Annotated in this window: 20 protein-coding genes; 7 read left to right on the top strand and 13 right to left on the bottom strand. The window is 64.8% G+C overall.

Annotated elements, in window-relative coordinates; genetic code table 11:
- Positions 1-2: 2 nt before the first annotated feature.
- From rodA to M8744_RS15320, 5 genes are read right to left on the bottom strand one after another with little or no spacing between them, the layout of a single operon-like run.
- Positions 3-1,142, bottom strand: coding sequence for a rod shape-determining protein RodA (gene rodA / locus M8744_RS15340; RefSeq protein WP_251419362.1), 1,140 nt, complete (start codon positions 1,140-1,142; stop codon positions 3-5).
- Complete coding sequence (mrdA, locus tag M8744_RS15335) at positions 1,139-3,082, bottom strand: penicillin-binding protein 2 (protein WP_251419360.1); 1,944 nt, start codon at positions 3,080-3,082, stop codon at positions 1,139-1,141. Before mrdA ends, rodA begins: the two co-directional genes overlap by 4 nt.
- Positions 3,079-3,618 (bottom strand): rod shape-determining protein MreD, encoded by a 540-nt coding sequence (locus M8744_RS15330; RefSeq protein WP_251419358.1) that lies wholly within the window; start codon positions 3,616-3,618, stop codon positions 3,079-3,081. Before M8744_RS15330 ends, mrdA begins: the two co-directional genes overlap by 4 nt.
- A complete protein-coding gene (gene mreC, locus M8744_RS15325; protein ID WP_251419356.1) occupies positions 3,611-4,561 on the bottom strand; it encodes a rod shape-determining protein MreC in 951 nt (316 codons plus the stop codon). Before mreC ends, M8744_RS15330 begins: the two co-directional genes overlap by 8 nt.
- Positions 4,562-4,590: 29 nt before the next feature.
- A complete protein-coding gene (locus M8744_RS15320; RefSeq protein WP_251419355.1) occupies positions 4,591-5,637 on the bottom strand; it encodes a rod shape-determining protein in 1,047 nt (348 codons plus the stop codon).
- Between the two features lie 324 nt (positions 5,638-5,961).
- Here M8744_RS15320 and M8744_RS15315 point away from each other — a divergent pair, with 324 nt between their 5' ends.
- Genes M8744_RS15315 through M8744_RS15300 form a run of 4 tightly spaced genes read left to right on the top strand, consistent with a single transcriptional unit; the run spans position 5,962 to position 10,668 of the window.
- Complete coding sequence (locus M8744_RS15315) at positions 5,962-6,621, top strand: ABC transporter ATP-binding protein (protein ID WP_251419353.1); 660 nt, start codon at positions 5,962-5,964, stop codon at positions 6,619-6,621.
- Positions 6,599-8,317, top strand: a complete 1,719-nt coding sequence (locus tag M8744_RS15310; protein WP_251419351.1) for a KpsE/RkpR family capsule polysaccharide export protein — start codon at positions 6,599-6,601, stop codon at positions 8,315-8,317. The genes M8744_RS15315 and M8744_RS15310 overlap by 23 nt, the downstream gene beginning before the upstream one ends.
- The gene (gene kdsA, locus M8744_RS15305; protein ID WP_251419349.1) at positions 8,314-9,147 is read left to right on the top strand and encodes a 3-deoxy-8-phosphooctulonate synthase; all 834 of its coding nucleotides are present in this window, start codon (positions 8,314-8,316) and stop codon (positions 9,145-9,147) included. Before M8744_RS15310 ends, kdsA begins: the two co-directional genes overlap by 4 nt.
- A 24-nt stretch (positions 9,148-9,171) precedes the next feature.
- Complete coding sequence (locus M8744_RS15300; protein ID WP_251419347.1) at positions 9,172-10,668, top strand: phosphomannomutase/phosphoglucomutase; 1,497 nt, start codon at positions 9,172-9,174, stop codon at positions 10,666-10,668.
- Positions 10,669-10,932: 264 nt separating this feature from the next.
- Here the strand turns inward: M8744_RS15300 and M8744_RS15295 are convergent, their stop codons facing one another.
- The 6 genes from M8744_RS15295 to M8744_RS15270 are packed head-to-tail and all read right to left on the bottom strand — an operon-like array spanning position 10,933 to position 17,424.
- Positions 10,933-12,948, bottom strand: a complete 2,016-nt coding sequence (locus tag M8744_RS15295; RefSeq protein ID WP_251419345.1) for a M3 family metallopeptidase — start codon at positions 12,946-12,948, stop codon at positions 10,933-10,935.
- A complete protein-coding gene (locus M8744_RS15290) occupies positions 12,945-14,006 on the bottom strand; it encodes a HesA/MoeB/ThiF family protein (RefSeq protein ID WP_251419343.1) in 1,062 nt (353 codons plus the stop codon). Before M8744_RS15290 ends, M8744_RS15295 begins: the two co-directional genes overlap by 4 nt.
- Positions 14,006-14,461: a dUTP diphosphatase gene (dut, locus tag M8744_RS15285; RefSeq protein WP_434481379.1), complete on the bottom strand. Its 456-nt coding sequence runs from the start codon at positions 14,459-14,461 to the stop codon at positions 14,006-14,008. Before dut ends, M8744_RS15290 begins: the two co-directional genes overlap by 1 nt.
- Before the next feature lie 59 nt (positions 14,462-14,520).
- Positions 14,521-15,717, bottom strand: a complete 1,197-nt coding sequence (gene coaBC, locus M8744_RS15280) for a bifunctional phosphopantothenoylcysteine decarboxylase/phosphopantothenate--cysteine ligase CoaBC (protein WP_251419339.1) — start codon at positions 15,715-15,717, stop codon at positions 14,521-14,523.
- Positions 15,718-15,769: 52 nt separating this feature from the next.
- Positions 15,770-16,549, bottom strand: a complete 780-nt coding sequence (locus tag M8744_RS15275; protein ID WP_251419337.1) for a ChaN family lipoprotein — start codon at positions 16,547-16,549, stop codon at positions 15,770-15,772.
- Positions 16,546-17,424 (bottom strand): RNA polymerase factor sigma-32, encoded by an 879-nt coding sequence (locus M8744_RS15270; RefSeq protein WP_251419334.1) that lies wholly within the window; start codon positions 17,422-17,424, stop codon positions 16,546-16,548. The genes M8744_RS15275 and M8744_RS15270 overlap by 4 nt, the downstream gene beginning before the upstream one ends.
- 114 nt (positions 17,425-17,538) lie before the next feature.
- Between M8744_RS15270 and cobU the strand changes: the two genes are divergently transcribed.
- The 3 genes from cobU to M8744_RS15255 all read left to right on the top strand — a co-directional run bounded on the left by cobU (position 17,539) and on the right by M8744_RS15255 (position 20,338).
- Positions 17,539-18,054 carry a bifunctional adenosylcobinamide kinase/adenosylcobinamide-phosphate guanylyltransferase gene (cobU, locus tag M8744_RS15265; protein WP_251419332.1) on the top strand — a complete coding sequence of 172 codons (516 nt, stop codon included), beginning with the start codon at positions 17,539-17,541 and terminating at the stop codon, positions 18,052-18,054.
- Positions 18,051-18,623: a histidine phosphatase family protein gene (locus tag M8744_RS15260; RefSeq protein WP_251419330.1), complete on the top strand. Its 573-nt coding sequence runs from the start codon at positions 18,051-18,053 to the stop codon at positions 18,621-18,623. Before cobU ends, M8744_RS15260 begins: the two co-directional genes overlap by 4 nt.
- A 215-nt stretch (positions 18,624-18,838) precedes the next feature.
- A complete protein-coding gene (locus M8744_RS15255; protein WP_251419328.1) occupies positions 18,839-20,338 on the top strand; it encodes a YifB family Mg chelatase-like AAA ATPase in 1,500 nt (499 codons plus the stop codon).
- Here M8744_RS15255 and M8744_RS15250 read toward each other — a convergent pair.
- Together M8744_RS15250 and gshB are read right to left on the bottom strand one after the other, a co-directional pair.
- Positions 20,301-21,230, bottom strand: a complete 930-nt coding sequence (locus M8744_RS15250; protein WP_251419326.1) for an alpha/beta hydrolase — start codon at positions 21,228-21,230, stop codon at positions 20,301-20,303. The genes M8744_RS15255 and M8744_RS15250 overlap by 38 nt on opposite strands.
- On the bottom strand, positions 21,227-22,162 hold the full coding sequence (gene gshB, locus M8744_RS15245) for a glutathione synthase (protein ID WP_251419324.1): 936 nt from the start codon (positions 22,160-22,162) through the stop codon (positions 21,227-21,229). Before gshB ends, M8744_RS15250 begins: the two co-directional genes overlap by 4 nt.
- Positions 22,163-22,179: the final 17 nt, after the last annotated feature.

Here is a 22,179-nt window from a genome sequence, read left to right as displayed (position 1 = left end):
AATTACCTCGGTTTGTGAACATGGGCGCTTTGCATCAGGCCGAACGCGGCCATCAGCACCATCATCGCCGAGCCACCATAACTGACCAGCGGCAAGGGCACACCCACAACCGGCGCCAGCCCCATGACCATCGACATGTTCACGGCAAAGAACAGGAAAAAGGTCAAGGCAACACCCAGCGTCAGAAGCGAGGAAAACCTGTCGCGGTTGTTCAAGGCCGAAATGACGCAAAACACGATGATCAGCGTGTAAAGCACCAGCAACGATACCGCGCCGACGAAACCGAACTCCTCGGCCAGCGTGGTAAAGATGAAATCGGTGTGCTTTTCGGGCAGGAAGTTCAGACGGCTTTGCGTGCCCTGCATGAACCCCTTGCCGCTCCAACCACCCGAGCCAAGCGCGATCTTGGACTGGGTGATGTGATACCCGGCATCCAGCGGATCCTGACCCGGATCAAGAAAGGTGTCGATGCGGCGATACTGGTAATCCTTGAGCAATTGCCAAGATGTGCCGCGCGACTGGAACACCGCCACGATCAGCCCCGCGCCCGCCGTGATCACGGCCGCGAAATAGGCCCAGTGAACGCCCGCAAGGAACATGATGCCGCCACCCGCCGCCAGCAGCAAAAGCGCGGTGCCCAGGTCGGGCTGGGCCAGCACCAGCCCCGTGGGCAAAAGGACGAAAAATACCGGCAGCGCCACCCACAACGGATGCGAGACCTTTTTCATCGGCAACCAGTCGTAATAGGCGGCAAGCAGCATCACCAGCGTGATCTTGGTCACCTCCGAGGGTTGCAGGCGCATGAACCCGAGGTCGATCCAGCGCTGCGCGCCCATGCCCACCTCGCCTATGAGTTCCACCGCCACCAAAAGCACAAGCGACAGGCCATAGGCCACCGCCGCCACGTTGCGCCAGAACCAGATGGGAACCATCGCCACGATGATCATCAGCACGAAACCGGCGCCAAAGCGTTTCATCTGCGGTTCGGCCCAGGGGCTGAAAGACCCGCCCGCCACCGAATACAGCATCAGGAACCCGATCGCCGCCACCGCCGCCAGCAAAAGCGCCACCGGCCAGTTCAGGTAAAGCAGCTTTCGCGGCCCGGCAGGCGTATATTTTACCGTGTATTCAAGATAGCTCATGCGCGGCTCTGCGCCTCGCGTTCGCGTGCCTCGCGCTCGCGTTGCAGGCGGTCCTGCAATGCCTTGGCGCGGCTGCGGTCGCTGGCCGGGTAGGCTTCGAGCGGGGGGGTATCGCCATACAGCGCCTGCAAGGTGATGTCGCGCGCGACAGGGGCTGCCACGCTTGACCCACCGCCGCCATGTTCAACGACAACGGCCACGGCGATCTTGGGTGCGTCATAAGGCGCGAAATTGACGAACAGCGCGTGATCGCGCCGATCCCACGGCAGATCCTCGTTGCGGGTAACCCCGCGCCGGCGTTCTTCGGCGGTGATGTTGCGCACCTGGCTGGTGCCGGTCTTGCCGGCCATTTGATACCCTTCGGCCAGGATGCGGCTGCCATAGGCAGTGCCGCGGCGGTGATTGCTGACCGCGTACATCGCCCGGCGCACCTGGCGCAGGTTGCCGGGATCAAGGCCCAGGTCGTCGCCGTGGCCGCTGGGCTGCTCGACCCCGTCGATCGACTTGATAAGCCGCGGCGTCACCGCCCGCCCGGTGGCCAGCCGCGCACTCATCACCGCCAGTTGCATCGGCGAAGCCAGAACGAAGCCCTGCCCGATCGACGCATTGACCGTATCGCCGATCACCCATTCCTGGCCGAACCGTTCGCGCTTGTAGTCGCGGGTGGGCGCAACCCCCGCCTTGACCGATGACATCGGCACGTCAAAGGCAACGCCAAGCCCCAACCGCCGCGCCATGTCGGAAATCTTCTCGATCCCGACCTTCAGCGCAAGGTCGTAGTAATAGACATCGCAGCTTTGGCTAAGCGAATCGCGCAGATCCATGCTGCCGTGGCCCGCGCGTTTCCAGCAGTGAAAGCGGCGGTCGGACACTTCGAGATGGCCGGGGCAGTAAACCGTGTCCTCGGGCGTGACGATCCCCGCCTCGAGCGCGGCAAGCGCCGTGACCATCTTGAAGGTCGATCCGGGCGGGTAAAGCCCCTGCACCGTCTTGGGCACCAGCGGGCGATACTTGTTCTCGATCAGCGCCGAGTAATCGGTCGACGAGATACCCCGCACGAAAAGGTTGGGGTCATAGCTGGGGGCCGAGGCCACGGCCAGCAGATCGCCGGTTTCGCAATCCATGACAACCGCCGCGGCGCTTTCGGTGGCCAGCCGTGCCTGCGTGTATTCCTGCAGGGCGCTGTCGACGGTCAGTTGCAGGTTCACACCGGCCTCGCCCTCGCGGCGGTCAAGCTCGCGCATGACCCGGCCCGCGGCGTTGACTTCGACCCGCTTGATACCGGCCCGCCCGCGCAGGATTTCTTCGGCCTTGGCCTCGACCCCGACCTTGCCGATCTGGAAGCGCGGGATGCGCAGCAACGGGTCTGGGTTCTCGATCTGCTCAAGGTCGAAACTGCTGACCGGGCCGACCCGACCAACCACGTGGGCGTAATCGAGACCGCGCGGGTAATGGCGGCTCAGCCCCACTTCGGGGGTGATTCCCGGCAACGCGGGGCCGTTCACCGCAACCTTCGACAGATCCTCCCACGAGACGCGATCGACGATGGTCACCGGCGTGTCGCCGCGCACCTCGTCGATGGTGGTGCGCACACGGTCGACATCCTCGGGGGCCAGATCGATCAGCGCGGCGAGGCGGCGCAGCACCAGGTCGGGGTCGCCCGTATCCTCGGGCACCATTGTGATGCGATAACTCGGCACGTTTTCCGCGATCACCCGGCCATTGCGGTCGAATATCTGCCCGCGCGCCGGCGGGATCAGGCGGATGTTGATGCGGTTTTCCTCGGCCAGCAGGCGGAACTGGTCGGCCTGCTCGACTTGAAGATGGCGCATCCGCAACCCCAGCACCCCGATAAAGGCCGCCTGTGCGCCGCCCAGCATAAGTGCCCGCCGCGTCATGCGCCGCACGCTGTGCTGGTTGTCTTTCGGGTTGCGCCTCATGTCCGGTTCCCCAGGGTATCGACCTCGCCGGGGGTGGATTTGCGCAGCCCCAGCACCGCCCAGGATAGCAGAACCACCAAGGGATAGACCAGAACCGAGCCCAGCACCTGGATCAGCGCCAGCGACAGTGGCGGCTGCGGCACGACGAACAGCGCGGCCGCCAGGCGGTAGGTCAAGAATACGCCCGCCAGCACGATGGCGACGGTGACCCATTCCATCATGAAAGGTTGGTCGCGCAGGCTGCGTGTCTGACGCTTGAGCGTTTCGGCCCCCGCCAGCGCCAGCGCCGCGCCCAGTCCGGGCGGACGCTGAAACAGGAAATCGGCCAGCAGCATCAGCACCGCGATCGCCAGCGCCGGCACGTATTCCGGGCGCCGGACCGCCCAGGCAAAGGTCAGGCACAGCAGGTAAGCGGGCGGCGCCAGCCGGCGCGGCGTGAATTCCAGCGGCATCAATTGCAACAGGATCAGAAAAAGCCCCAGCCCCAGGTAGGCCGCGCGCATGGACCAGAGCCGCCAGGAAGACGGATCACTCATCGCCGGCACTCGCTGACCCGGCGGCGTTGGCCTCGCTCATCGGCTCGGCGGCGCCTTCGTTCACCGGCACGGCGGCGCCCTCGTTCATCGGCACAACCAGCCCGCCCGGATCGGTCAGAACCTCGGTGCCCGGGTTGCGCAGCACCCGCAGGAATTCCAGCCGCTCGTAATCCGCCGCCAGCCGCACCCGCAGCCGCCCGCCTGGGTCTTCGGCCACCTGGCCGATCAGCAGCCCGGCGGGAAACACCCCGCCATCACCGGCGGTCACCACGCGGTCACCCGGGCGCACGACATCGCGGTTTTCCACGAAACTGATGGGCGGGGCTGCCGTGTTGTCGCCCTGCACCAGCGCGCGTTGGCCCGAGGGCTGGATGATCGCGGGAATCCGGCTGGCGCTGTCGGTCAGCAGGATCACGCGCGCGGTATTTTCGCCCACGCCCGAAATGCGCCCCACCAACCCGATGCCATCCATCGTGGCCCAGCCATCCACGATACCGTCGCGCGCGCCCACGTTCAGCACCACAGATTGCCGGAAGGGGCTGCCGCTATCGGCCAGAACGACGCCGGTCACATGGGTCAGGCGCGGGTTCAGCCGCACCTTGTTCAGGTCCATCAGGCGGGCGTTTTCCTGTTCCAGTTGCAACGCCGCCTCTTTCCAGGCTTTCATCTGCTGCAATTCGCGGCGCAATTCCTGGTTTTGCTCGACCACGCGCTGGTAGCTTTGGAAATCGCGCGCCAGGTTGACCGTGGCGGTCAGGGGTGTCAGCACCCATTCGAAATTCGGAACCACCGCGTCGGTGATCTGCGCGCGGATACGCTCGACGCGTGGGCTGTCGATTCGCCACACCAGGAAAACCCCAAGCAGGCACAGAATCAGAACCCCTGTCAGCAACCGCCGCAGGGGACCGACATAATCCTCGTCTCTGGTCCGGTCCTTCGCCAAGATACCCCCTTGTTCAAAAGGTGGGCGCGTCAGCTATCGTAGTCAATCGCGTGGCGCAGCTGCTTTTCGTATTCCAGCGCCTTGCCGGTGCCCAGCGCCACGCAATTGAGCGACTCGTCGGCGATGCTGACGGCCAGGCCGGTCGATTCGCGCAGCGCCAGGTCCAGGTCGCCCAACAGCGCCCCACCCCCGGTCAGCATCACGCCACGGTCGACGATATCGGCCGCCAGGTCGGGCGGCGTGGCCTCAAGCGCGGTCATCACCGCTTCGCAGATCTGCTGCACCGGCTCCGACAGCGCCTCGGCAACCTGTGCCTGGGAAATCTCGGTCTCCTTGGGCACGCCGTTCAGCAGGTCGCGCCCGCGGATCTGCATGCTGCTGCCGCGCCCGTCATCGGGCATGCGCGCGGTGCCGATGCTGGTCTTGATACGCTCGGCGGTGGATTCGCCCACCAGCAGGTTTTGCTGGCGGCGCAGGTAGTTGATGATCGCCTCGTCCATGCGGTCGCCGCCCACCCGGACCGAGCGCGCGTAAACAATATCGCCCAGCGAAAGCACCGCAACCTCGGTCGTGCCGCCACCTATGTCGACAACCATGTTGCCCGTGGGGTCGGTGATCGGCATGCCCGCGCCGATGGCCGCCGCGATGGGCTCGGCGATCAGGCCCGCCCGGCGCGCGCCCGCGCTCAACACCGATTGGCGGATGGCCCGCTTTTCCACCGGGGTCGCGCCATGCGGAACGCAGACGATGATCTTGGGCTTGGAAAAGGTCGACCGCTTGTGAACCTTGCGGATGAAATGCTTGATCATCTCTTCGGCCACGTCGAAATCGGCGATCACGCCATCGCGCATGGGGCGGATCGCCTCGATGCTGCCGGGCGTGCGGCCCAGCATCAGCTTGGCATCCTCACCCACGGCCAGAACCTTTTTCTGACCATCCTTGACGTGATAGGCCACAACCGAAGGCTCCGACAGGATGACACCGCGCCCCTTGACGTAGACAAGGGTGTTGGCGGTGCCAAGGTCGATGGCCATGTCGGAAGAGAACAGGCCGGGCATCTTGTCGAAAATTGACATCTTTGGTGGTGTCCCCGGGGTGGCGTGGGTGAAAGAATGTTTAAAAGGCCCGCGACTCTGAAGCCCGGGCCGGCTCTCCTTATAAGTAGGACAGGCTGTCAGGAAAAGGCCCCCACGTGATCAAATCAGCGCCATTCCGCCACAAGCCCGCTGCGGCAGGCTGTCGCCGCTGCCCAAACTTTCCCGTGCAATGCCTTATTGTTGCCCATAAACGTTGTAATACCCGGTCCTGATCCGACATAATATCGGGTATCATGATCAATGCCGCGGTATGGCTTTCCCCGACACAAGGGACATGATGCCAGAGCAGCCCCCGGAGCCTCGATGATCGAGTTCGACAATGTCAGCAAGTCCTTCTGGACGGGCACCCAGCGCAAGGTGATCCTCGACAAGGTCTCCTTTCGGGTGGAGCTTGGCAATTCGCTTGGCATCCTGGCCCCCAACGGCACCGGCAAGACGACGGTTATCAACATGATGGCCGGCCTGGAAAAACCCGACGAGGGCACGATCAGGCGCGAGGCCAAGATCAGCTTTCCGCTGGGGTTCATGGGCGGGGTGATCAACAAGATCTCGGCGGTGGAAAACAGCCGGTATATCGCACGCCTCTACGGGCTCGACCCCGATTATGTCGAGGCGTTCTGCCGCTGGATGTGCAACCTCGATGAATATTTCGATCAACCGCTTGGCACCTACTCGTCGGGGATGCGCGCGCGGTTTTCCTTCGCGTTGATGCTGGCGCTCGATTTCGACATCTACCTGATCGACGAGGGCATGCCCGGCTCGACCGACGTTGATTTCAATCGCAAGGCCAGCGAGATCCTGCAAGAGCGCCTGCGCACGACCACGGTCGTGATCGTGTCGCACCAACCCGAGACGTTGGAAAAGTTTGCCCGTAGTGCTGCCGTCCTGATGGGCGGTCAGTTGTACATGTTTGACACCTTGGAAGAAGCGAAACAGCTCTATGACTACGAAACCCAAGGCTAGAAAGTTCCGTATCCGGCGCAGCCACCCTGCCGCCACCGATGGCGCGGCGTTGCGCAAGGAAGACACAGCACCAGACCAGGGCCAGCCGGCCGACCGGGCGGCGCGCCCGCGGCCCACCACCGATGGCGTGCAGGCACAGCCGCGGCAACCCGCCGCCCCGTCCGGGCCAACCGCCCGCGAGGGGCAGGTCAGTTCGGCCCAGGAAATGAGCGTCGACGCCCAGATCGACGCGATCCGCCGCGAGGGGCTGACGGGGCGCCAACTGCGCATGGCCCGCCGCGTGGCCCAAAAGCACGGCCTCGCCCCGACATCCGATTTCGACGCCGTGCGCCTGCTGCGCGCCGCGGGCATTGACCCGTTCCAGCGCGCCACCATGCTGGAGTTGGTCGTCCCCGAGGGCGAACATGGCGACGGCCAGGGCAATGTGACACCGCAAAACGGGCTGCAGCTTGCCCAGAACAAGCTGCCCGCCGACCGCGTGCAATTGCCGCAAACCGTGCCCGCCGGCGGTAAGAATCTGCCTTCGACAGAGGTCAGCCCGGCCGAACGCCGCGCCAGTGAGATACGCAACATCCAGCGCGATATCGCCCGGCGCCGCCGTCGCCGGCTGGGGCTGCTGATCACGCGGCTGGCATTTTTCGTCTTCCTGCCGACGCTGATCTGCGGCTGGTATTTCTACCAGATCGCCACGCCGATGTACGCCACCAAGTCCGAATTCCTGGTCATGCAGGCCGACGCACAGGGCGGCGGCAGCGGCATCGGTGGCCTGCTGACCGGCACGCAATTCGCCACCAACCAGGATAGCATCGCCACGCAATCCTACCTGCAATCGCGCGACGCGATGCAACGGCTGGAGCAGGATATCGGTTTCAAATCGCATTTCAGCCAGGAATTCATCGACCCGGTGCAGCGCCTGGGCGAAAATGCCAGCGACGAAGCCGCCTACAAGATATACGAGGATAAAGTGAAGATCGGCTTCGACCCGACCGAGGGCGTGATCCGAATGGAGGTGATCGCCGCCGACCCCGCCGTCAGCGCCGATTTCTCGCGCCACCTGATCGACTATGCCGAGGATCGCGTTGACCAGCTGAGCCGCGAAAAGCGCGAAGACCAGATGCGCGACGCCCGCGAAAGCCTTGAAACCGCCAAGATAGAACGCCGCGAGGCACAAGAAAAACTGGTCGCCTTGCAGGAAAGCACGATCCTTGACCCGGAAGGCCAGATTGCCAGCATCCGCTCGCTGATCGGAACGCTCGAAGGGCAGTTGGTGGAAAAGAAACTGGAACTCAACAGCCAGCTTGCCAACGCGCGCCCCAACAGCGCCAAGGTCGACAGCCTGCGCAGGGAGATCCAGTTGCTGGAAAGCGAGCTGGATGACCAAAACAGCCGCCTGACCGACGCCACCGCCGGCGAAAATTCGCTGGCGCAGAAAGCGGCGGCCATCCAGATGGCACAGGCCGATCTGGCCACCGCCGACATCTTTTTGCAATCCGCCCTGCAGAACATGAAACAGACCGAGCTTGAGGCGAGCCGCCAGGTGCGCTACCTCACCACCAGCGTTGAACCCGTGGCCCCCGATGACCCGACCTATCCGCGCAAGTTTGAAAACACGATCCTGGCCTTTTTGATATTCTCGGGAATTTACCTGATGATCTCACTCACCGCATCAATCCTGCGCGAACAGGTGTCCTCGTGATCGGGGTGGAAATCGGCCCGCTGCGTGTCGCCAACGATGCCCCGCTGACCGTGATCGCCGGTCCGTGCCAACTGGAATCCGCCGACCATGCCCAGATGATTGCCGGCACGATGAAACAGGCGTGCCAGGCCGTCGGCGCGCAATTCATCTTCAAGGGCAGTTTCGACAAGGCCAACCGCACCTCGCTGACGGGCAAGCGCGGCCTGGGGATGGACAAGGGCTTGCAGGTGCTCGACAGCGTCAAGCGCGCGCTGGATGTGCCGGTGCTGACCGATATCCACGACATTGCCCAATGCGCCCCTGTGGCCGAGGTGGCCGACGTGCTGCAGATCCCGGCCTTCCTGTGCCGCCAGACCGACCTGCTGATCGCTGCCGGCGAAACCGGCGCGGCGATCAACATCAAGAAGGGGCAATTCCTGGCGCCGTGGGACATGGCCAACGTCGCCGAAAAGGTGGCCAGCACGGGCAACACCCGCATCCTTCTGACCGAGCGGGGGGTTTCGTTCGGCTACAACACGCTGGTGGCCGACATGCGCTCGTTGCCGCAGATGGCGCAAACCGGCTACCCGGTGGTGATGGATGCCACCCACGCGGTGCAGCAGCCCGGCGGGCTTGGCGGCGCCTCGGGCGGCAAGCGCGAATTTGCCCCCGTCATGGCCCGCGCGGCCGTGGCCGTTGGCGTGGCTGCGGTGTTCATCGAAACCCACCAGGACCCTGACACCGCCCCAAGCGACGGGCCCAACATGATCCGGCTGGATGACATGCCCGCGCTGCTGGACATCCTGATGCAGATTGACCGCATCTCCAAGGCCAACCCCATCTCAATTTGATTCGAACCGTTCCAAGAGATTGCCATGACCAAACCTTTGCCTACCGTCACGCCCAACACCTGGGAATTCCTGCGCGACGCCATGATCGCACCCACCGGATTCCGCGAATACGACGCGCGCTGGAAATACCCCGATGAAATCAACCTGCCCGGCATGACGGCGCTGGGCCTCGGGCTGGGCACGCAGATCCGCGCGCGCGGCATCGACCCCGTGATCGCCGTGGCCAACGATTACCGCGACTATTCGCTGGCGATCAAGAACGCGCTGATCCTCGGGCTGATGCAGGCAGGCATACAGGTCAAGGATATCGGCCCGGCCCTGTCGCCCATGGCCTATTTCGCGCAATTCCACCTGGATGTGCCCGCTGTGGCCATGGTCACGGCCAGCCACAACCCCAACGGCTGGACCGGCGTGAAAATGGGCTTTGAGCGCCCGCTGACCCACGGCCCCGACGAAATGGCCGAGCTGCGTGACATCGTGCTTGAAGGGCGCGGCCAGCCCGCCCCCGGCGGCAGTTACGAATTCGTCGATGGCGTGCGAGAGGCGTATCTCGATGACCTGGTCGGCGACTTCACGATGACGCGCAAGCTGCGCGTCGTCTGCGCCACCGGCAACGGCACCGCCAGCGCCTTTGCGCCCGAACTGTTCAGGCGGATCGGGGTCGAGGTGATCCCGTCGCATAACGACCTCGACTACACGTTCCCCAATTACAATCCAAACCCCGAAGCCATGGAAATGCTGCATGACATGGCCAAAACGGTAAGGGAGTCCGGCGCCGATTTCGCGCTGGGTTTCGATGGGGATGGCGACCGCTGCGGCGTGGTCGATGACGAGGGCGAGGAAATCTTTGCCGACAAGGTGGGCGTCATCATGGCGCGCGACCTGTCCAAGCTTTACCCCAACAGCACCTTCGTGGCCGATGTGAAATCAACCGGGCTGTTCGCCTCGGACCCCGAGTTGAAGAAGAACGGCGTCACGGCGGATTACTGGAAAACCGGGCACAGCCACATGAAGCGCCGGGTCAAGGAAATCGGCGCGCTGGCCGGGTTCGAGAAATCGGGCCACTACTTCCTGGCCGAGCCTGTGGGCCGCGGCTATGACTGCGGGATGCGCGTTGCGGTGGAAATCTGCAAGCTGATGGACCGCAACCCCGACATGTCCATGTCGGACCTGCGCCGCGCCCTGCCGCAAACCTGGTCAACCCCCACCATGTCGCCCTATGCCGCGGATACCGAGAAATACGATATCCTCGACCGGCTGGTGGACAAGCTGGTCGCCATGCACGAGGCGGGCGAGACGATCGCCGGACGCGCCATCAAGGAAGTGGTGACGGTGAACGGCGCGCGCGTGATCCTCGACAATGGCAGCTGGGGTCTGGTGCGGGCATCGTCGAACACGCCGAACCTCGTGGTGGTCTGCGAAAGCAGCGAAAGCGATGACGAGATGCGCGCGATCTTTTCCGATATCGACGCGGTGATCCGCACCGAGCCCGGCGTCGGCGCCTATGACCAGACGATCTGAGCGCTGACCGGGCCAAGCACCGGCACACCATTGATGGCCGCGCGGTTTTCGACACGAACCGCGCGGTTTTTCATCTGCGGGCCCTCCTGCCCCGGAAAACGGGCATGAAGGGCAGTTTTCGCGTTGATCTTTCGTCAGGAACCGCGTGGTTAACCGGCGGTATCGCGCGGTTTTCGTCAACGATCTGGCAGGAACCGCGCGGCATCCCGACAATCTCGCGCGGTCATCCGAATCCAGGCCGAAACCGCGCGGTCGTGCCCGGCCTCAGGCCGCGATCAGCCCACGCCCCTTCAACAGCGCCTCGACCCCCGGCAAGCGCCCCCGGAACCGTTCGTAAAGCTCGGCCGCCTCGACCGAACCGCCGGTAGAAAGAATGTTGTTTTCCAATGCCTTGGCCGTCGCCGCATCAAAGGCATCACCAGCCTCGCGAAAGGCTTGGAACGCGTCGGCATCCATCACCTCGGACCACATGTAGCTGTAATATCCGCTGGAATACCCGTCGCCCGAGAATACGTGCGCGAAATGCGGCGTCGCGTGGCGCATCGCAATGGCCCGCGGCATCCCGATTTCTTCAAGGATTTCAGACTGTTTCTGCATCGGGTCGGCCGGCGGCGGACCGCTGTGAAACTCCAGGTCGACAAGCGCCGAGGCCACATATTCCACCGTCTGGAACCCCTGGTCGAAATTCGCCGCCTCCAACACCTTGTCCAGCATTTCCGCAGGCATCGGTTCGCCGGTTTCGACATGGGTTGCGAACTCGCGCAGAACCTCGGGCACTTCCAGCCAATGTTCGTAAAGCTGGCTGGGCAATTCAACGAAATCGCGTGCGACCGAGGTGCCCGAGATCGATTCATAGGTCACGTTCGACAGCATCTGGTGCAGCGCGTGGCCGAACTCGTGAAACAAGGTGCGCGCGTCATCATAGCCAAGCAGCGCCGGATCACCCTTGGCAAAGTTGCACACGTTGATAACCACCGGCGCCTGGTCATGCGGGAATTTCGCCTGCCCCCGCATCGCCGAACACCACGCGCCCGAACGTTTCGAGCCGCGCGCAAAGTAATCGCCGATGAAAATGGCCATGTGCCGCCCATCGCGGGTGACTTCCCAGGCGCGGCAATCAGGGTGGTAGAGTGGTATGTCCAGCGGCGAAAACTCCAACCCGAACAATCGATTGGCGCAGGTGAACGCGGCCTCGATCATCCGGTCAAGTTGCAGGTATGGCTTGAGCTGCGCCTCATCCAGGTCATGCTCGGCCTGGCGGCGCCGAGCGGCGTAGTAATGCCAATCCCAAGGCTCCAGCGGGCCGGTGAACCCGTCTTCGTGCAGCATGTTTTCCAAGATGGCGGCATCGGCCAGGGCCTGCGCGCGGGCCGGCGACCACACCGCCATCAGCAGGTCGCGCACCGCCTGCGGCGTTCCGGCCATTTCGGTTTCCAGCTTGTAATGGGCGAAATCGTCATACCCGAGCAGCGCCGCGCGCTCTTTGCGCAACGCCAGAATTTCAGCCGCGATGGCGCGGTTGTCGGTCTGGCCGCCACGCCCCCCGCGCGAGGTAAACGCCCGCCACACCGTTTCGCGCAGATCGCGCCGGGGCGAGCTTTGCAAAAATGGCGTCGCCAGCGAACGCGACGTGGTGAGCACCGGCCCCGCCAGCCCCTTTTCGCGCCCCGCTTCGCGCGCCGCGACAACCAGGTAGGCCGGCAGCCCCTCAAGGTCTGGATCGGACAGTTCCAGGTACCACTCGCGCTCGTCCGCCAACAGGTTCTGCGTGAACTCCGTACCTAGAACGGCAAGGCGCGACTTGATTTCCGTCATGCGCTCGGCCTCGACCCCGTCCAGCGCGGCACCGGCGCGCACGAAACCCCGCCGCGTCAGCATCAGAACCCGCGCCTGTTCATCGCCCAGGCCCAACGCGTCGCGCTCTTGCCACAGGGTTTCAATCCGCTGGAACAGCACCTTGTTTCCGGTGATCTCGGCGGAATGGGCCGCCAAACGCGGTGAAAACTCGCGCTGCAACGCCTCGCGCGTTTCGGTGCTGTCGGCCCCGGCGACGGTAAAGAACGTGCCCAACACCCGGTCCAACAGCTTGCCCGCGGCCTCCATCGCCTCGATCGTGTTGGCGAATGTGGGCGGTTCGGGGTTATCGGCGATGGCCGCAATCTCATCCTTGTGCGCGGTCAGCGCCGCCTCGAAGGCGGGCAGGAAATCATCATCGGAAATCCGGTCAAAGGGCGCGATCTGAAACGGCGTGTCCCAGTCTTGCAGCAACGGGTTCGTCATGGGCTCGTCTCCTCGGGCTTGGGCCCGCAAACGGGGCAATCGGCGCGTTTTTTCAAGGTAATGCGCCGCGTTTCGGAATAAAGCGCATCATGGATCATCATGGCCCCGCGCAGCACCGCACCCGCGCCGGTGATCAGCTTCACCGCCTCGCCAGCCATCATCGTACCGATCATGCCCGGCAGGGGCGAAAACACCCCCGCCTCGGCGCAAGAGGGCGCCAGCCCCGGCGCGGGCCTCTCGGGGAATATACAGCGGTAGCAGGGCGTATCATGGGCGGTGTCGTAAATGGTCAACTGCCCCTCCCATTGCGACAGCGCGCCCGAGATCAAAGGCTTGCCCAGCTCATGCGCAACCTCGTTGGCAAGGTAGCGGGTGTCAAAATTGTCGGTACCGTCAAGGATCACGTCATATTCGGCAAACAGGTCGCGCGCGATATCGGGTGCCAGGCGACGGTTGTAGGGCCGCACCGTGACAAAGGGGTTGAGCGCCGTAATCGCGGCCTGGGCCGAGAACACCTTGGGCATACCGATGCGCTCATCGGTGTGAATGACCTGCCGTTGAAGGTTGCTGCCATCCACCGTGTCATCGTCGATCACGCCGATGGTGCCCACCCCGCTTGCCGCCATGTACAAAAGCGCAGGGCTGCCAAGCCCGCCGGCGCCTATCACCAGGACGCGCGCATTCTTGAGCTTGCGCTGACCGGGGCCGCCGATTTCGCGCAGGACGATGTGGCGCGCATAACGACCAAGCTCGGTTTCCGAGAACAGGCCAACGGCCTGGGGCGCGGGCGGTTCGGGCGAACCGTCGGCCCGCACACGCAACCAGCGCAACCCCTGCCGATAGACCACGATCAACGCCGCCGCACCGGCCAACAGCAACCACGGGGCCGCCGTGTCGCCCGTGGCCAACCGCAACGGATGGTCCTCGGGCAGGATCAGGTGCACCAGCACAACGCTCATCCAAAGCACGCCGATCATGCCCCAACGCATGCGCCGCGGGGTGCCCATCATCACGCCGATCCCCCACAGGGCGGCCGCCATCACAAGGACAAGGGCCATCAATCCCGCCCGGTCGAGCCGAAGCCGCCCGCGCCCCGTCCGGTGTGGTCCAGATCGTCGACCAGCGCAAAACCCGCCTGCACCACCGGCGCCACCACCATCTGCGCGATGCGGTCGCCATGGGCGATGTGAAAGGGCGCATCGCCCGCGTTCATCACGATCACGCCCAGCGGCCCGCGATAATCGCTGTCGATCGTGCCGGGCGCGTTTGGCAGGGTGATCCCGTGCTTGAGGGCAAGGCCCGAACGCGGCCGCACTTGCACCTCGTATCCGGCGGGTATCGCCAGCCGAAGGCCGGTGGGCACCAGTGCCCGCGCACCGGGGGCCAAAGTCACGCCATCGCGCGTGCCGGGCGGAAAGTTCGCGCGCAGGTCGGCCCCGGCCGATCCCTCGGTTTCATACCCGGGCAGCGGCAGGGCGCGATCGGCCTCCTCCGTCCATGTCAGTTGAACCATCACCATTTGCGCGCCAGTTCCCTCATCTTGTCCATAATCCCATGCGACAGGTATCTGACCTACCCACCAAGCGCCTCGGCCATGCGTTGTGCCAAGCGGGCGGCCACGTCGTCCTTGGTCATGCGTGGCCAATCCTCGACAGCGCCTTCGGTCACGATATGCACCGTGTTCTCGGCCCCGCCAAAGGTGCCGGTGCCCTCGGACACGTCATTGGCCACGATCCAGTCACAGCGCTTGCGCGCACGCTTGGCCTGCGCGTTGGCCACCACGTCATCGGTCTCGGCGGCAAACCCCACAACCAGTTCGGGCCGGCCTGCGCCCATCTGGGCGACTGTGGCCAGGATGTCGGGGTTTTCCGCAAAGTGCAGGGCGGGCATCTTGCCCGCCGTCTTTTTCATCTTCGATCCGGCCACTTCGGCCACGCGCCAATCGGCGACGGCGGCGGCAAACACCGCCGCGTCGGCGGGCAAGGCAGCCTGCACGGCATCCAGCATTTCACGCGCGGTGGTCACGGGCACGACCTGCACACCCGGCGGAGGCGGCACGCGGCCCGGCCCGGTGACAAACACCACCTCGGCCCCCAGATCCACCAGCGCGCGGGCCAGCGCGGTGCCTTGTGCACCGGACGAATGGTTCGAGATATAGCGCACCGGATCAATCGGTTCGCGCGTGGGCCCCGAGGTGACGATCACCCGCTTGCCCGCCAATGGCCCTTGGCCCACCGCGCGCTCGATTGCGGTGACGATTTCCAGCGGTTCGGCCATGCGGCCAGGGCCGTATTCGCCACAAGCCATGTCACCGTCATCCGGGCCGACGAAGGCGACGCCATCGGCCTGCAACTGGGCAAGGTTTCGCCGGGTGGCGGGGTGCTGCCACATCCGCACGTTCATCGCCGGCGCGCACAGCACCGGCGTGTCGGTCGCCATCAGCAGCGTCGTGGCCAGGTCGGTGGCCAACCCGGCTGTCATCTTGCCCATCAGGTCGGCCGTGCAAGGCGCAACCACCACCAGGTCGGCCACCCGGCTTAGCTGGATGTGGCCCATCTCGGCTTCCTTGGTCAGGTCGAACAGGTCGCGGTGCACCTCTTCGCCGGCCAGCGCTGCAACCGAAAGCGGCGTCACGAATTCTTCGGCCGCTCGGGTCATGACAGGCGTCACCGAGGCGCCGCGTTCGCGCAAGCGGCGGATCAGGTCGAGGCATTTATAGGCCGCGATCCCGCCGCCGACGATCAACAGGATGCGTTTTCCGACAAGCATGGCCCCTCCACGGCTTGGTTCGACACAGTGTTACGGGGCCGGCGGGGTAACATCAATCCTTGGCAAACGCGGCACAGGGGTCATCGCGCGGGGTGGCGGGGGCGTCGATCACCTTGTCGAACTGCCCAGCAATCCGGCCATCCTCGGATTGGCCGAGGGTAAACAGGCTGACATCGGGCCGCGCCGCCGACAGGTAGACGGGCACGCCCCAATCGGCGCGGGCGTGACCATTGCCGGTGATCACCACCACCGGCCCGCCGGTTTCTTCCAATGCCTGCAAGGCCGTGCGCGCCAGTACCGCGTCACGCAAGCGCTGCAGATCGACCATCTTGGGCAACGCGCTGTCTGGCAAAGCGTCGCAATGTGCAGCCGCCTGGAATTCAAGCCGCGCCTGCAACCGTGCCTCGGGCAGCGGATCAGACAGGCCAAAGGTATCGGCATCGGGGCCGAAACTTTGCACCACGCCCGAGCCGAACGCCGCGCGGGCGGCCTCGCGGGGGACCGCCGCACCATAGACCCGCGCCTTGGGCGCGGCGGTGAAAATCGGGTGATACATTGTGAAATCGGGCCACCCGGACGCCGCCCAATCCAGCGCCGCGCCCAGCGCGTCGGCATCGCCGCGAATATCCGGCGTCACCCGTTCCGCCTGATCTGGCGTCAGCATCTCGAACACCAGTGCCGAAGGGGCAATTCGCGCGGTCCACTCTGCCTGCGTTTCGTGATGGGACGGGTTGTCGTGAATTTCACCCAGGATAACGATCCGGGCGTCGGATGCACCTTGAGCCGCCAGTGGTGGCGCAAGCAGACTCAGGGCGAGGACCAGGTATTTCATGCGAGAAAGGCTTGCACCTCTTTCGACTGTCCTTCCAGCCTTTTGCGCATTTTCTGGAATGCCGCAGCCTCAAGCTGGCGCACCCGCTCTTTCGACAGGCCCAGCTCGTTGCCCAGCGATTCCAGCGTGCGTGACTCGTCCTTCAGCTTTCGCTCGGTCACTATGAACCGCTCACGCTCATTCAGCGACGACAGGGCTTCGACCAACCAACTGCGTAATGTTTCGGTGTCATGCTCGTTCTCCACGATCTCGGATGCGTGTTCGCCATCATCAACGATGGTGTCGATCCATTCCCGGCCCTCATCTTCGGTCGATTGCGTCGCGTTGAGCGAGAAATCCGAGCCCGAAAGACGCCCCTCCATCATCTCGACATCGTGCAGCGGCACGCCGATCTCGGTTGCGATGGTCTGGCGCATCTGGTGGCGATCCAGTTCTTCGCCGCGGGCCAGCGCCTCGCGCTCAAGCCGGGCCTGAACCCGGCGCATGTTGAAAAACAGCGATTTCTGGCTGCTGGTCGAGCCGGTGCGCACCATTGACCAGTTCCGCATCACGTAATCCTGGATCGATGCCTTGATCCACCAGACCGCATAGGTGGAAAAGCGCACGCCACGGTCGGGGTCAAACTTGTCGGCAGCTTTCATAAGGCCCAGGCTGGCCTCTTGAATAAGGTCGCCCATGGGCGCGCCGTAGCGGCGAAATTTCGACGCCATCGAAATGGCAAGCCGCATGTAGGCCGTGATCAGTCGGTGGAGCGCCTCTTCGTCGCGCTGATCGCGCCATGCATAGGCCAGCTTCAGCTCGGTTTCGGCGTCAAGAAGTTCGGCCTTCATCGCAACCCGCGACAAGGACATGTCCTGCGGTGCATCGAGTGCCATGATAAAACCCCCAGTCTGTTGAGGTGCCACCATGGCACCCTTCCTACTTTTTTTGACTTCCAACCGGTGGTACGAGCCTTGAAGATGAGCGGATCAAAAAAAGACACATCGGCAATGCTTCCTTCCTTGACGCTGGTGCTGGGCGGGGCCGCATCGGGCAAATCGGCCTATGCCGAGAAACTTGCCGAACAAACCGCGCCGCACCGGACCTATCTTGCCACGGCCCGACCGGGCGATGATGAAATGGCACACCGTATTGCCGCCCACAGGGCGCGCCGCGGCGCGGGATGGCACACGGTCGAGGCCCCGCTTGACCCCACCGACGCGCTGCAGGCGGCGGATGGCGTGGTTTTGTTCGATTGTGCCACGATGTGGCTTAGCAATCACCTGTTGGCTGATCACGATGTCGGCATGGCAACGAACCGGCTGATTTCCGCCGTTCTCGCTTGCCCCGCCCCTGCGATCGTCGTCAGCAACGAACTGGGCCTGTCTATCGTGCCGGAAAACGCGCTGGCGCGCCGGTTCCGGCAGGCGCAGGGTGAACTGAACCAGCGGTTGGCAGCCGAAGCCGGGCTGGTGGTCTTCGTTGCGGCGGGCCTGCCCATGGCGCTGAAGGGCACCCTCCCATGAGCCGCTTTTTCTGGGTGCGGCACGGGCCGACCCATGCGAAATCCATGGTCGGCTGGTCCGACCTGGCCGCCGATCTGTCGGACACCGCGGCACTGACCCGGCTGAACCGTGCCTTGCCGAGCGATGCGCTGGTGATCTCGTCCGACCTGGTGCGCGCCACGGCCACGGCCGACGCCATATCGGGCACGCGCCCGCGCCTGCCCCACGACCCGGACCTGCGCGAGATGCATTTCGGCGCATGGGAGTTGCAGCGCTTTGACGAGGTCGAGGACCAGACCCTTATCCGCGCCTTCTGGGAACGCCCCGGCGATATACGCCCGCCGGGCGGTGAAAGCTGGCACGACCTTTCCGCGCGGGTGGATCGGGCGGTGGCACGGCTTTTGGCCGCCCACCCCGGTCGGGACATCGTGGCGGTGGCGCATTTCGGCGTGATCCTGACGCAGTTGCAACAGGGGCTGAAGGTCGGGGCCTACGAGGTGTTCGGCCACAAGATCGACAACCTTTCGGTGACGGAGCTGACGCGGCAGGATGCCGGCTGGCAGGTGGGCCGGATCAATCACAGCCCATGACAAGCCGCCACGAACCGGCCTTTTCCCCACCCCCTGCGCCAGATGACCGAGCGCCCAAAGGGGGGGGGCTGTCTGCCCCCCGTCCCCTGGCGGGGACTCCCCCCGAGGGTATTTCGGGCAAGAGGAAAACCGCGGCCTGCATTAACCATTCTTAAACCCTGCATAGGTTAGCTGCGGTAAGGGGGCGTTAACCTTGATGGGGGGTAAAGTCGCAGATGGTGGCACGCGCCTACACGGTGGCCTTCGAAGGGGTGACAGCCCGCACGGTCGAGGTACAATGCGCCGTCACGCCGGGCCTGCCCGCCTTTTCCATCGTCGGACTGCCCGACAAGGCGGTATCCGAGGCGCGCGAGCGCGTGCGCGCGGCTTTGTCGACCCTGGCCATCGCGCTGCCGTCAAAGCGCATCACGGTGAACCTGTCGCCCGCCGACCTGCCGAAAGAGGGCAGCCATTTCGACCTGCCCATCGCGCTGGCCCTGCTGGCGGCACTGGAGATCGTGCCCGCCGACGCGGCCGAGAGCACCACGGCCCTGGGCGAACTGTCGCTGGACGGATCGCTGGTGCCCGTGGTGGGGGCCCTGCCCGCCGCCATGTCGGCTGCCGAGGAGGACAGGCTGCTGTTGTGCCCCCAAGCCTCGGGCGCCGAGGCGGCCTGGGTGGGCGCGGCGCAGGTGATCGCGGCCCCCGGCCTGGCCGAGGTCGTGCGCCATTTCACTGGGCAGGCACCGTTGCCCCCTGCCGAACCGGGCGAAGTGCTTGATGCCCAGGGCACGCGCTGCCTGCGCGACGTGAAGGGCCAGGAACGCGCCAAGCGCGCGCTGGAAATCGCGGCCGCGGGCCGTCACCACCTTATGATGGTGGGGTCGCCGGGTTCGGGCAAATCGATGCTGGCCGCGCGCATCCCAGGAATCCTGCCGCCCCTGACCGCCCCCGAGGCGCTTGAAACCTCGATGATCCATTCGCTGGCAGGGCTACTCGATGCGGGTGGTATCAACCGCACGCGGCCCTTTCGCGAACCGCATCACACCGCCTCGATGGCGGCCATCGTGGGCGGTGGGCGCCGCGCCGGCCCGGGCGAGATAAGCCTGGCCCATAACGGGGTGCTGTTCATGGATGAGTTCCCCGAGTTCCCCCGCACTGTCCTGGAAACCCTGCGCCAGCCCATCGAAACCGGCGAAGTGATGGTCGCCCGCGCCAATGCCCACGTGAAATACCCCTGCCGTTTCATGCTGGTTGCCGCGGCGAACCCGTGCAAATGCGGCTACTTGTCCGACCCGGGCCGGGCCTGCTCGCGCGTGCCCAATTGCGGGGAGGATTACATGGGCCGCATCTCGGGGCCGCTGATGGACCGGTTCGATATTCGGATCGATGTGCCCCCGGTGGGATTCACCGATCTTGACCTGCCGCCAACGGGCGACGGCTCGGCCCAGGTGGCGGCGCGTGTGTCGGCGGCGCGGGCCGTACAGATCGCGCGCGGCGGGTTGAATGCCGATCTTGAGGGCAGCGTGCTTGACGACATCGCCGCACCGGACGCCGAGGGGCGCGCGCTGCTGACCCGCGTGGCGGAGCGGTTCGGCCTGTCGGCACGGGGGTACCACCGGGTGTTGCGCGTTGCGCGCACCATTGCCGACCTGGAAGGCAGCGATGACCTGCGCCATCCGCACGTGGCCGAGGCCGTCAGTTACCGCCTGTCGATGGCAGGTGCCGACGGATGAAACCGGCCGTGTTGGCAATGGCATCGCGCGCCTCGGGAAACCAGCCGTCGAATATCTGCCAGACATGCGGTGCGCCGGGCCAGAGTTCCAGTTGCACATCCGCACCGAAACCGCGCAGCCGGTCGGCCATGCGCGACGCGTCGTCGCGCAGGATTTCCTTGTCGGAGGCCTGCAACAGAACCGGCGGGCAGCCCGGGAAATCGGCAAAAAGGGGCGAGGCGCGGGGGTCGTCGGCGGGCGTGTCACCCAGGATCATCGCCGCCAGGTCATGCACGCGGTCGGCGGGGAAAAAGTGGTCGCTGCGGGCGTTTTCACGCACCGACCCGCCCGAGAAAGTCTGGTCGCAGAAGGGCGACCAGGCGAAACAGGCCATCGGCGGCTGACCCGCCTGGCACAGCCGAGCCAGAAGCGCCAGCGTGATGCCACCGCCCGCGCTGTCACCACCAAGGATGATATCGCAGGGCGCGTATCCAAGATCCAGAAGATGCGCGTGGGCGGCGACCGCGTCGTTCAACTGGGCGGGTACCGGATGTTCGGGCGCCAGCGCGTAGGCAGGCAGAAAGCTGCGCAATCCCGTCATCCGCGCCAGCCGCGCGACCATGCGCTTGTGGGTGTGCGGACTGCCCGCGAAATAGCCCCCGCCGTGCAGGTAAAGCAGAACCTTCCCGGTGACAGGCCCAGCCCGCGCCGAAACCCACAAGGCCCGCCGCGCGGTGCCATCCGCGCCCGTGTATTCGGTGGGGCGGTAAAGCGCGAAAGGCACGTTGCGGAAAAACACCCGCGCCGCGCGCTCCAGGTGGCGGCGCAGCGGCGCGGGGTCTTGTGCCCGCGCGTTGACCCCGCGCACCAGCGGGCGCATGGCGCCCGCCATGAGACGCATTCTAAGGCTCATGCCCGGCGAGCCTCGATCGCCTCCCAGATCTTGGCCGCGGCGTTGATCCCGTCGAAGCGTTCAAGCTCCTGTATGCCCGTGGGCGAGGTCACGTTGATCTCGGTCAGGTAATTGCCGATCACGTCGATACCGACGAATACCTGCCCCTTTTCGCGCAACAACGGCCCTATTGCCGCGCAGATCTCGCGGTCGCGGTCGCTCAACGCGACCTTCTCGGGCCGACCGCCCACATGCATGTTGGAACGGGTCTCCCCCTTGGCGGGCACGCGGTTGATGGCGCCGATCGGCTCACCATCGACCAGGATCACGCGCTTGTCGCCGGCACTTACATCGGGCAGGAATTTCTGCACGATCAGCGGCTCGCGCGAGAAACTGGTGAACAATTCATGGAGCGAGGTCAGGTTACGGTCGGATTCGGTGAGGCGGAACACGCCTGCGCCGCCATTGCCGTAAAGCGGCTTCAGGATCACGTCGCCGTGCCGGTCCTTGAACCGGCGTATCGTACCGAGATCCCGTGCGATGACGGTGGGCGGTGTCAGTTCGGGGAAATCGAGAACCAGCAGCTTTTCGGGGTAATTGCGCACCCAGAACGGGTCATTCACCACCAATGTACCGGGGTGGATGCGCTGCAGTAGATGCGTGGTGGTGATGTAGAACATGTCGAAGGGCGGGTCTTGCCGCAGCCAGACCACGTCGAACTCGGCCAGGTCCACCTCGGTCTCGTCGCCCAGCGTGAAATGGTTGCCCTTTTCGCGCCGCAGGGTCAGCGGCCAGCCACGCGCGGTGATACGTCCCTCTTGGTAGGACAGACGCTCGGGCGTGTAGTAAAACAGTTCGTGGCCACGGGCCTGCGCCTCTTCGGCGATACGAAAGGTGCTGTCGGCGTTGATGTCGATTGGACCGATCGGGTCCATCTGAAAGGCTATTTTCATGGGCCACCCCCTGCTTG

The sequence above is a fragment of the Lutimaribacter degradans genome (assembly GCF_023703375.1).
GTDB lineage: Bacteria > Pseudomonadota > Alphaproteobacteria > Rhodobacterales > Rhodobacteraceae > Lutimaribacter > Lutimaribacter degradans.
This window is presented reverse-complemented; position numbering and strand designations above follow the sequence as displayed.